Source organism: Nocardiopsis sp. NPDC055824 (assembly GCF_053616335.1).
In genome coordinates this window covers 1-10,791 of sequence record NZ_JBSHDN010000209.1, presented here as the reverse complement: position 1 = coordinate 10,791, position 10,791 = coordinate 1, and the positions used below count along the sequence as shown (strand labels likewise).

Here is a 10,791-nt window from a genome sequence, read left to right as displayed (position 1 = left end):
GCTCCGGAGCCGATCGACCGGTGCGGGACGCGGGACGCCTCAGCCCCGGTGGACGCAGAACAGCGGACCGTGGTAGGCGGAGACGTCGAACCCCGCCGAGGAGATGGCGGCCCCGACCCGCTCCGGCCGGCTCCACCCCTTCCCCTCGTCGTACCGGGTCCACCACAGCCGCCCCCACCCGCCGGAGTCCTCCTGGTGGAAGACGCAGTACAGGTGGTCGTTGTACCGGGCGATCGCCGGGGCGTACGAGGTGCGCACGGGGTTGCCGTCCGGGTCCTCGATGCGCCGGCTCCCGCTCCAGCTCCGGGAGACGCTGCTGTAGGTCATCCAGTGGAGCTGGTCGTCCCCGCGGTCGTGGACGCAGTAGAGGTGGTCCTTGAAGCGCTCCACCACCGGGGTGCGCGACGAGGTGAACCCTCCCGGCACGTCGCTCTCGGCGCTCCATGCCTTGGTCCCGGTGTCGTGGCTCAGCCAGCGCAGTGTGCTGTCCTCACGCCTGAGGACGCAGTACAGGAGGCCGTCGTAGACCGTGAGGGAGGCGCCCGTGGCCCTCACCTCCCGGCCGCCGGGCTCCTTCACGACCTGGTCGGCCGACCAGCCCGGCTCCGGGCCCTCGATGTTGTAGCGCGACCACCACAGGCGGGTGTCGGAGACGTCGCGGTGGTGGACGCAGTACAGGAAGTCGTTGGCGTGGGAGACCGCGGGCTGCCCGTGGTTGGGCACGCGGTTCCCGAGCACGTCGGTGATCTCCCGGTCGCCCCTCCAGGCCCCGGTCTCCTTGTCGTAGACGTCCCACCACAGGAACGGGTTGGCGGCGGTGTCCTGGTGCAGGCAGTACAGGAGGCTCTTGTACGCCTCGATGCCGGGGCCGTGGGGCGACCAGGCGCCGGGGACCTCCAGGTCCTTGGACCAGCCCGTGCCCTCCTCGAACTTGAGCCACCGCAGCTCCCTGTTCCGCGACCTGTTCCAGCGGCGGCGGGAGGAGCGCCGGGGCTTGGGGTCCGGACAGGGGCTGCGCTCGTGCGCGACTCGGCCGCCGACATAGGTCGCCGCCACGGCCCGGTCGTCGCCCAGCGTCGCGAGTGCGAACAGCAGATCGTCGACGGTCTCGCTCTCCGCGGTGCGCGCGGCGAGCAACTGGGTGGCGGAGGGGTCCAGGACCACGAAGTCGGCCTCGTGGCCGGGCGCGAGCGAGCCGATGACCCCTTCCAGGCCCATCGTCTCGGCCCCGCCGAGGGTGGCCAGGTAGAAGAGCTTGGTGCCGTCCATGGGCACATGGCCGAGTTGGCCCACCTTGTATGCCTCGCCCATGGTCTGCAGGAGCGACAGGCTCGTGCCCCCGCCCACGTCGGTGCCCAGGCCGGTGTGTACGGGGCGCTTGCGGTGCCTGGCGTCGCGCATGGAGAAGAGCCCGCTGCCCAGGAACAGGTTGGAGGTGGGGCAGTGCGCCACCCCGCTGCCGGTGGCCGACAGGCGCTTCCACTCGCGCTTCTCCAGGTGGACCGAGTGGGCGAAGACCGCCCCGCGCCCGAGGAGGCCGTAGTGCTCGTAGACGTCGACGTAGTCCTTGCGGTCGGGGAAGAGCCGGCGGACCTCCTCGACCTCGTCCGTGTTCTCGGCCAGGTGCGTCTGCATGAGGGTGCCGGGGTGCTCGTGCCACAGCTTCCCGGCCAGGCGGAGCATCTCGCCGGTGCAGGCCACGGCGAACCGCGGGGTGACCGCGTACAGGCTCCGCCCCACGCCGTGCCACTTGCGGATGAGCGCCTCGGACTCCTCGTAGCCCTGCCGGGGCGAGGGGTCCAGGAGGTCGGGGCGGGCGTTGCGGTCCATGAGGACCTTGCCCGCGGCCACGCGCATCCCCCTGCGGTGGGTCTCCTCGAACAGGGCGTCGACCGAGACCGGGTAGGTCGCGCAGTTGACCAGCGCGGTGGTGGTGCCGTTGCGCAGGATCTGCTCGCAGAAGAGCTTCGCGAACCGTTCGGCGTAGGCCCTGGAGGCGAAGCGGGCCTCCTCGGGGTAGACGGAGTTCTGCAGCCAGTCCAGGAGCTGGTCGCCGTAGGCGCCGATGATCCGCGTCTGCACGTAGTGCACGTGGGGGTCGACGAACCCCGGCAGGATCAGCTTGTCCCGGTGGTGGACGACGGTGGCGCCGACGGGAAGCTTCTCCACCAGGTCCGAGTACTCCCCCGCCGCGGTGATCCTGCCGTCCCGGCAGACGAGCAGGCCGTCCTCCACGTACTCCAGCGCCCCCTCGCCGGAGGTGGGGAAGGGGTCCTCGCCGAACCAGACCAGGGAGCCGCGGACCGCCGTGACGGCGCCGCAGCCACCGCCGGCCTCCGGGGGTGTGGTGACGGCGTTCATGCCCGACCACCCCCTCGGGGTCCCGGTCGCCGGTCGGATTCGCGCCTTCTCGCGGCGTCGCGCACCATGTCCGCTCCTCGCTCGGGTGCTCGGTCCGTCACCGCGAGTACCCGGAGGTCACCGGCGGAAAACTCCCCCTGACCGGCGTTGTCGCAGGCAGGGGGGCTGTTTCGGCATCGGCGGTGCTCGTCGCCGGATGGCGGCGGCACGGGCGGGCCCGGGCACACGCGCCGCCCAGGCGCGAGCGCGTCGGCCGTTCCTCAGGTGCCCAGGTAGCGCAGCACCGCCAGCACCCGGCGGCTGTACCCGGAGGCGTGCCCCAGTTCCAGCTTGTCGAAGATCGCGTTCACGTGCTTCTCCACCGCGCTCAGGGACACGAACAGGCGCTGGGCGATCAGCGTGTTGCTCAGCCCCTGCGCCATGAGCTCCAGGACGTCGCGCTCGCGCGGGGTCAGCCTCGCCAAGGGGTCGGCGTGGGTGGTGCGGGCCAGGAGCTGGCGCACCACCTCGGGGTCGAAGGCCGCCCCTCCGGCCCGGACCCGCTCCAGGGCGTCCAGGAACTCCCCCACCTCCGACACCCGGTCCTTGAGCAGGTAGCCGACCCGGCCCGAGGCGGCGGCGAGCAGTTCGGCGGCGTAGCGCTGCTCCACGTACTGCGACAGCACCAGCACCGCCACCCCCTCGTGCTCGGCGCGGATGCGCAGGGCCGCGCGCAGCCCCTCGTCGGTGTGGGTCGGGGGCATCCGCACGTCCACCACGGCCGCGTCCGGCCGGTGCCCGGCGACCTCCTCCAGCAGGGCCTCGGCGTCGCCGACCGCCGCCACCACCTGGTGGCCCTCCTCCTCCAGCAGCCGTACCAGGCCCTCCCTCAGGAGGACCGAGTCGTCAGCGATCACCAGGCGCATGGGGGCTCCGTATCCGTTGTTCGTCGGGCAGCGGCAGGGCGGCGTGCACCGTGGTCGGCCCGCCCGCGGGGCTGTGCACCGACAGTGTCCCGTCCAGGGCCTGGACCCGTCGCGCCAGGCCCGTCAGACCGCTCCCCTCCGGGTCCGCGCCGCCCCGGCCGTCGTCGAGGACCCGCAGGTCCAGCACTCCGCCGCGGCCGTCCACGTGCACGATCACCTCACCGGCCCCGGCGTGCTTGACGGCGTTGGTGATGGACTCGCGTGCCACGAAGTACACGGCCGCGGCCAGCTCGCGCGGTGGCGGCGCGGGCAGGTCCGAGCGCACCGCCACCGGCAGCGGGCTGCGCCTGGCCACCTCGGTCAGCGCCGCCTCCAGCCCCAGGGTGTCCAGGGCGGTCGGGTAGACCCGCCAGGCCACCTCGCGCAGTTCGTCGAGCAGGATCCGGGACTCGGTGTGGGCCTCGCGCAGCAGCCCCGCCGTCCGCTCGGGGTCGGTGCCGCGCTGGGCCCGGCCCAGCAGCATCGCCAGGGCCACGACCCGCTGCTGCACCCCGTCGTGCAGGTCGCGTTCGATCCTGCGGCGCTCCTCGTCCACCGCGCGGACGATGCCCGAACGCGTCTGGGTGAGCTCGTCGATCCGGCGGTTCAGGAGGTCCTCGTGGCTGGGGCCCAGGAGCCGTCGGGCCAGGGAGCGGTCGACGGCGGAGGCCAGCGCCGCGACCAGCCACACCGCGGCGAGGACGACCAGCCCCACGGCCAGCCCCAGGTTGACGCTGGAGACGGACAGCCGCGCACCGGGCAGGGACACCGGGACGCTGGTCCCGGTCCCCGTGACGGCCTCCAGAGCGGCCCCGCCGAGGAACACCGCCACCAGCAGGGCGGCCGACGGCGCCAGATAACCGCACACCAGGGCGAGCGGCAGCCGCAGGAGCAGGTAGGCCGCGCGGTGCGCCGTGCCGGGACGGGCCCGGACCGCGCACCCCGTCCACCGCTCCAGCCGCGCCAGGTCGAGGTCGCACAGCTTCCCGGTCCACCGCGAGAGCGCGTCCCGCGTCCGCGGACGGGCGGAGGGCCGGACCAGCGCGGCGGCCAGGAGCAGCAGGGTCACCGCCGCCCACACGAGGGTGAGGGCGGCGGTGACCAGCCCCAGGACCGTTCCCGTGAACTCCCCCGCCGCGCGTCCGAGCGGCACGGCCGCCGCCCCCGCACGGGCGCGGAGACCGGCCGTCCCCCGTGCGCCGCCCGACTCGTCCATGCCCGCTCCCCGTATCCGGCGTGCCGGTCTCACGCGTCCCGGCGCGTGAGCACCAGCGCCCCCGCCGCCAGGGCGGCCGCCGCCCAGCACAGGAGTACCATCCCCCCGGCGCCGGGTGTGAGGGCGGCCTCGGACCGCCCCATCACGAACGCGCTGTCCACGAACGACACGCCCGCGGACAGGGGGAGCCGTTCGGCGACGTACACCCCCGTCCGGCCGCCCAGCAGCACGAGGACCGCGGGCAGGGCGAAGAGCAGCGCCGACACCGCGGCCAACGCCGCCGCGGCCGAGCGCAGCGCGGTTCCCGCCCCCAGGGTGAGGGCCGCTACCAGCGCCAGGTACGCCGACAGGCGCACCACGTCCGCGGCTGCCCCGGCCGGGTCCAGCGTTCCGTACCCCTCGATCAGCGGGTGCAGCATGACCAGGTGGGCGGTCAGCGTGCCCGCTGTTCCCGTGACCAGGCCGCACGCGAACACGAACGACATCAGGGCCACGGTCTTGGCCGCCAGCAGGCGTACCCGGGCCGGGACCGCCTGGAGCGCGGGGTGGACGGAGCGCGAGGAGTACTCGGAGGTCATCACCGGAAGGGCCAGGGCGATGACCGCGAACTGGACCGCCCAGACGGCCGCGTAGACCGCCATCTCCGAGGCGGGCACGTCGGCGGAGGGGATCCGGTCCTGCTGCATGTTGCCGACGGTGGCCACCGCGGTCAGGGGGGCGACGGTCGCCGACAGGCCCAGGGCCAGGGCCGCTCCCCACCAGGTGGACCTCACCGAGCGGAGCTTGACCCACTCGGAGGAGGCCGTCGCGGCGAGGTCGGACACGGCGCGCGCCGGGCCGGCGGGCCGGTCGGGCCGTGCGGCGGCCGGTGCGGGCCCGGAGCGGGTGGAGGGCGTCACCGTCGGCCTCCCGTCGGCGCCGCGTACTGCACGCTGTCGGAGGTGAGTTCCCTGTAGGCCTGTTCGAGGGAGGCCTCGCGGGGGCTCAGCTCGTGGAGGGCGACCCCCGCCCGGTGGGCCAGCTCACCGACCCGCTCGATGGGCACGCCGGTCACGACCAGCTCTCCCGCGCCGGGGCGCTCGACGCCGGCGCCCTCCGCCTCCAGGGCGGTGACCAGGTCCTCGGGGTGGGGTGCGCGTACCCGCACGGCGCTCCACGCGCTGTTGTCGAGCACCTCGGCCAGGGGGGCGTCGGTGATGAGCCGCCCCCGTCCGATGACCACCAGGTGGTCGGCGGTCAGCTGCATCTCGCTCATCAGGTGGCTGGAGACGAACACGGTGCGCCCCTCGTCGGCCATCGAGCGCATGAGGTCGCGCACCCAGCGCACCCCGTCGGGGTCCAGGCCGTTGACCGGTTCGTCGAGGACGAGCAGGCGCGGGTCGCCCAGCAGGGCCGCGGCGATGCCCAGCCGCTGGCCCATGCCGAGGGAGAAGGCGCCCGCGCGCCTGCGCGCCGCCCCGGCCAGACCCACGGTGTCCAGGACCTCGTCCACCCGCCGGTCGGGGATGCGGTGCGTGCGGGCCAGTGCCACCAGGTGGGAGCGGGCGCTGCGTCCCGGGTGCACGGCCCGGGCGTCCAGGACGGCGCCCACGTGGTGCAGGGGCCGGTCCAGCTCCCGGTAGGGGCGCCCGTCGACCAGGGCCCGCCCCGAGGTCGGGCGGTCCAGCCCGAGAATCATCCGCATGGTCGTGCTCTTGCCCGCGCCGTTGGGCCCCAGGAAGCCCGTGACCCTGCCCGGCCGGACCTCCAGGTCCAGCGAGTCCACGGCGACGGTGTCCCCGTAGCGTTTGCTCAGTCCTTGCAGGGTGATCATGGTCGTCCTGTCGTCTCGGCTGTCGGCGGTGGGACAACGGTAGGGAGCGGGGGTCCTGCGCGGCCATGGGGTGCGCCGTCGGCCGGGGGTGCGGTTTTCCGCAGGGTGCGCCGCCCGGCGGGCCGCCCCGGCTCCGGCCGACCCGTCCTGCGGCGGAACCGGGTGCGGCGTCCACCGGGGCTAGGCGGTCAGCGCTCCCGTCGGCGCTCCCCGTAGGTGAGGCGGCGCAGCAGGGTCTCGGCGGGACCCCGGTGACCCGTGAGCCTCTGGAGTTCGGAGAGGACGACGGTCGCGATCCAGGTCAGGAGCGCCACCGCGGCGGCCCCTGCGGCGCCCGTGCTCCCCCCGAGCCCTCCCGCGAAGGGGGAGAAGACCGCCGTGAAGACCACCGACTGGAGCAGGTAGGAGGTCATCGACCGCTGGCCGGTGGCGGCGACGGCCCGGGTGAGCCCGGAGGGCTCGGCCCCCCGCTCCAGGACCCGCCCGGCGGCCAGTCCGAACACGGCGGCCCAGCCCAGACCCCCGAGCGGCCCGGTGAACTCCTGGAGCAGGCTCAGCGCGTCGGTGGAGACCCACGTGTCCAGGAGGCCCGCGCCGACCAGGCCGTGGGGGAGCCCCGCCAGGACGGCCAGGCCCAGACCGCCCGCGGCGGTGCCCCGGAGCAGCGCGCGGTGCCGCTCGGGCTCCTCCAGGACGCGGCGGCGGGCCGCCCAGACGCCCAGCGCGGCCGGGGGGACCACGAACATCAGCATGGTGACGGGTGTGTAGAGCAGCCATTCGGTGAAGTTCGCGGCCAGGGCCTCGGCCAGGGCGGCGACCGGTTCGGGTCGTTGCGCGACGGCGACCGCGGTCAGGGCCGGTTCGCCCTGGGGACCGGGTCCCGGCCCCTGTGCCAGCGACACCAGCACCCAGGCGAGGGGGAGGACGGCGTAGGCGGTGATGACGCCCGCGCCGACGGCCAGCAGGGTGCGGTCCCGTGCCCGCAGGAGCCCGGCGAACAGCAGGAGGGTGAGTCCGTACGTACCGATGATGTCGACCGGCAGCAGCAGGACACCGTGGACGAGCCCGATGAGGACCATCCACATCCCCCTGCGCCTCAGGATCCGGCGGGCGCCGGCCCAGGCGTCGCCCCGGGGGTCGAGGCGCCGCAGCAGCTGCACGGTGCCGTAGCCGAACAGGAACGCGAAGAGCGGTATGGCGCGCCTGTCGACCAGCGCTGCCTGGACCAGGGTGACCGCCCGGTCGGCGGCGCCGGTGGCGGTCTCCGCGTCGTAGGGCTGGTCGAGGAAGTGGCCGACGTTGACCAGCGCGATGAAGAGCAGCATGAGGCCGCGGGCGAGGTCGGGGGCCAGGACCCGCTGGGCGACCGGGGTCGGCCGGTGCGGGCCAGGGGGCCGTTCGGGGGGTCCGCCCGCCGATGGCGGGCCGGGGGGTGACGCGCTCATGGGAACTCCCGTGCGGGGACGACGGGAAGGGGCCGTACCGGGCCCGCTTCGCCTGGAGACGGGGCGATCCGTCCGACCTGGAGGGACGCGGGGCAGGGGTCGGCCTGAAGGGGTGCCGGAACGCAACCTACCAACCGGCCCCCGCTCCCGTCGAAGGACTTCCGGTCCGGCGGGCACGTTCGGCCCCTGCCTCCTCCCCCCGGCACAGGGCTGGCCCCAGGGGCGGGTTCCGCCGCTCCCCGGGAGCGGGGGGACGTCCTCGCGGCCGGCCGGCGCGGTCCGCACCGCCGGGCCCTCCCGGTGCCCGCCGCCCCGTACCGGAGGGGGCTGCGGAGCCCGGCGCATCTGCTACCGTCGTCGCCATGAAGCGCGCTGCCATGACGACGACGCCGGAGAGTGTCCCGGCGCGCTGACAGACGTCTTGTTCGAAGCCCCGGGGCGAGTGCCCCGGGGCTTCGCCGTGCGGCCACTCGCTCCACCCACGCGAGGAGACCGCCATGCACGACCACCGCAAGCTGGGCTGTGAGCTGGAGCTGTTCGGCACCGACCCGCTGATCGGCTCGGGCCTTCCCTACTGGCTTCCGGACGGCGCCGCCGTCCGGCACGCGCTGGAGGAGTACGTCCGCACCGTCGAGAGGAGGGCGGGCTACCAGCACGTCTACTCGCCCGTGCTGGGCAAGCGGGAGCTCTACGAGATCTCCGGGCACTGGTCGCACTACCGCGACGACATGTTCCCGCCCATGGAGCCGGGGGCGCGGGGCGCCGGCGGGGAGGGCTCCGAACAGCTCGTCCTGCGGCCGAGCCTGTGCCCCCACCACGCGGTGATCTTCCGGTCCCGCTCGCGCAGCCACAGGGAGCTCCCCCTGCGCATGGCCGAGCTGGGCGGCATGTACCGGTCCGAGCCCTCGGGCGTGCTCGGCGGACTCACCCGGGTCCGCGCCATCCAGCTCAACGACGCGCACGTCTTCTGCGCCCCGGAGCAGGTCGGGGCGGAGGCGGGGGCGGCACTGGAGCTGATCCGCCGGGCCTACCGGGCGCTGGGGATCACCCCGGCCCGGTACAGGCTGTCGCTGCCCGGACCGGGAGGCAAGTACGTCGCCTCCCCCGAGCTGTGGCGGCGCTCCACCGCCCTGCTCGCCCGGGTCCTGGACGACTCCGGCCTGCCCTACGAGGCGGTCGAGGGGGAAGCCGCGTTCTACGGGCCCAAGATCGACGTCCAGGTCGCCGACGGCGCGGGACGGGAGTCCACCCTGTCCACCGTCCAGGTCGACTTCCACCAGCCCGAGCGGTTCGACCTGCACTACGTGGGCGCGGACGGCGCGAGGCACCGGCCGGTCATGGTCCACCGCAGCATCGTCGGCAGTGTGGAGCGGGCGGTGGCCCACCTGATCGAACAGCACGGGGGCGTGTTCCCCGCCTGGCTCGCCCCCGTCCAGCTGGAGGTCCTGCCGGTGAGCGACGACCAGGGCGCCGAGGCCGGGGAGTTCGCCCGCAGGTGCGCGGAGCTGGACCTGCGGGCCCGGGTGAGCCCCCCGGACAGGGGCAGCCTGGGCGCGCGGATCCGCGCGGCCCGGCTCGTGCCCTACCAGGCGGTCGTCGGGGCGCGGGAGGCCGCCGAGGGGACCGTGGCCCTGCGCCTGCGCGACGGCCGCCGCCTGGACCCGCTGCCGGCGGCGGAGGTCCTGGAACGGGTCCGGGGTCTGGTGGGGGCGCACCGCACCGACCTGTGGGACGCGGCCCCCTGACCGTGTCGCCGCCGTCCCGGCCCCCGCCGAGGGGCCGGGGCCCGGGGCGCCGCGGACCGCCCCTCCGGGGGCGGGCCGCAGGGGCGGGGCCGCCCGGGACGACCGTTCTGTCCCCGCCGGGGCCCCCGCCCGGGTAGCCTCGACCCGTTCCCCGGACGTTGCAGGAGGCACGTGGTGTCCCACACCTGGACCGCGATCGACTTCGAGACCGCCAACCACGACCGCGGCAGCGCGTGCGCGGTCGGCCTGGTGCGCGTCCGCGACGGCGCGGTCGTGGACCGGTTCACCACCCTCATCCGGCCGCCCCGGCAGGTGGACTTCTTCTCGCGGCACAACATCGCCGTGCACGGCATCACCGCCGCCGACGTCGCCGACGCCCCCGGATGGCCCGAGGCGCACGCCCGCATCGTGGAGTTCGCCGACGGGGACCCGCTGGTGGCGCACAACGCCGCCTTCGACATCGGCGTGCTGCGCCAGGCCTGCGCCCACACGGGGCTGTCCCACCCGGCGTGGGAGTACGCGTGCACGCTCGCGCTGTCCAGGCGCACCTGGGCGGACCTGCCCGACCACAAGCTGCCCACGGTGTGCGCCCACATCGGCCACCGGGTGCTCCACCACCACCGTGCCGACGCCGACGCCGAGGCCGCCGCGAGCATCATGATCGCGGCCATGACCCGCTACGGGACCTCCTCCCTCGCCGACCTCGCCCGCGCCGCCCGCCTGGACCTGCGCCGGGTGGAGGCGGCCGGGGCCCTCCCGGTCCAGGAGGCCCTGCCCGTGGGGGCGGGGACCGCCGCGCAGCCCCCGGCCTCCGCCGCGCGTGCGGCGGGCGGCCCGTCCGCGCCCGCCCGCGCGGCGACGGCTCCCGGCCCCGTCGCGGGTGAGGACCGCTTCAGCAGGTGGCAGAGGGTCGCCCAGACACCGCTCCCCGAACCCTCCCCGGACGCCGACCCCGCCGGCCCCCTGTACGGGCGCACCGTGTGCGTGTCCGGCGACCTGGCCTCCATGGACAAGCCCGAGGTGTGGCGGCGCGTGGCCGAGGCGGGCGGGCGCCCCGCCAAGAACGTGACCCGGAAGACCGACGTGCTCGTCCTGGGCGGCCACGACGGGACCGGCAAGACCTCCAAGCACCGCCAGGCCGAGGCCTACCGCGAGCGCGGCCAGCGCATCGACCTCGTCACCGAGGACGAACTCCTGGCCCTGCTGGGGATGACCACCGCCGGCCCCTGACCGGCGCCGGGCCGTGCTCCCGCGGGAACGGCGGAGC

At 75.0% G+C, this 10,791-nt stretch carries 7 protein-coding genes and 1 pseudogene; 2 read left to right on the top strand and 6 right to left on the bottom strand.

Going from position 1 to position 10,791, the window contains the following annotated elements; translation table 11 throughout:
* Positions 1 to 39 precede the first annotated feature (39 nt).
* The 6 genes from guaD to ACWGL3_RS27430 all read right to left on the bottom strand — a co-directional run bounded on the left by guaD (position 40) and on the right by ACWGL3_RS27430 (position 7,779).
* Entirely contained in the window at positions 40 to 2,361 is a 2,322-nt protein-coding gene (guaD, locus tag ACWGL3_RS27455; RefSeq protein ID WP_267950020.1) for a guanine deaminase, read from the bottom strand.
* A gap of 260 nt (positions 2,362 to 2,621) precedes the next feature.
* A complete protein-coding gene (locus tag ACWGL3_RS27450; RefSeq protein WP_267950021.1) occupies positions 2,622 to 3,266 on the bottom strand; it encodes a response regulator transcription factor in 645 nt (214 codons plus the stop codon).
* Positions 3,247 to 4,521, bottom strand: a complete 1,275-nt coding sequence (locus ACWGL3_RS27445) for a sensor histidine kinase (RefSeq protein WP_452461955.1) — start codon at positions 4,519 to 4,521, stop codon at positions 3,247 to 3,249. Before ACWGL3_RS27445 ends, ACWGL3_RS27450 begins: the two co-directional genes overlap by 20 nt.
* Before the next feature lie 29 nt (positions 4,522 to 4,550).
* Positions 4,551 to 5,420 carry an ABC transporter permease gene (locus ACWGL3_RS27440; protein ID WP_267950023.1) on the bottom strand — a complete coding sequence of 290 codons (870 nt, stop codon included), beginning with the start codon at positions 5,418 to 5,420 and terminating at the stop codon, positions 4,551 to 4,553.
* Positions 5,417 to 6,334 (bottom strand): ATP-binding cassette domain-containing protein, encoded by a 918-nt coding sequence (locus tag ACWGL3_RS27435; RefSeq protein WP_267950024.1) that lies wholly within the window; start codon positions 6,332 to 6,334, stop codon positions 5,417 to 5,419. The genes ACWGL3_RS27440 and ACWGL3_RS27435 overlap by 4 nt, the downstream gene beginning before the upstream one ends.
* Before the next feature lie 188 nt (positions 6,335 to 6,522).
* On the bottom strand, positions 6,523 to 7,779 hold the full coding sequence (locus ACWGL3_RS27430) for a DUF418 domain-containing protein (protein ID WP_267950025.1): 1,257 nt from the start codon (positions 7,777 to 7,779) through the stop codon (positions 6,523 to 6,525).
* A 488-nt stretch (positions 7,780 to 8,267) separates the two neighbouring features.
* Here ACWGL3_RS27430 and thrS point away from each other — a divergent pair.
* Positions 8,268 to 9,524: pseudogene (thrS, locus tag ACWGL3_RS27425) on the top strand (threonine--tRNA ligase); the annotation flags it as partial.
* A 174-nt stretch (positions 9,525 to 9,698) separates the two neighbouring features.
* A complete protein-coding gene (locus ACWGL3_RS27420) occupies positions 9,699 to 10,754 on the top strand; it encodes an exonuclease domain-containing protein (RefSeq protein ID WP_267950026.1) in 1,056 nt (351 codons plus the stop codon).
* Positions 10,755 to 10,791 lie beyond the last annotated feature (37 nt).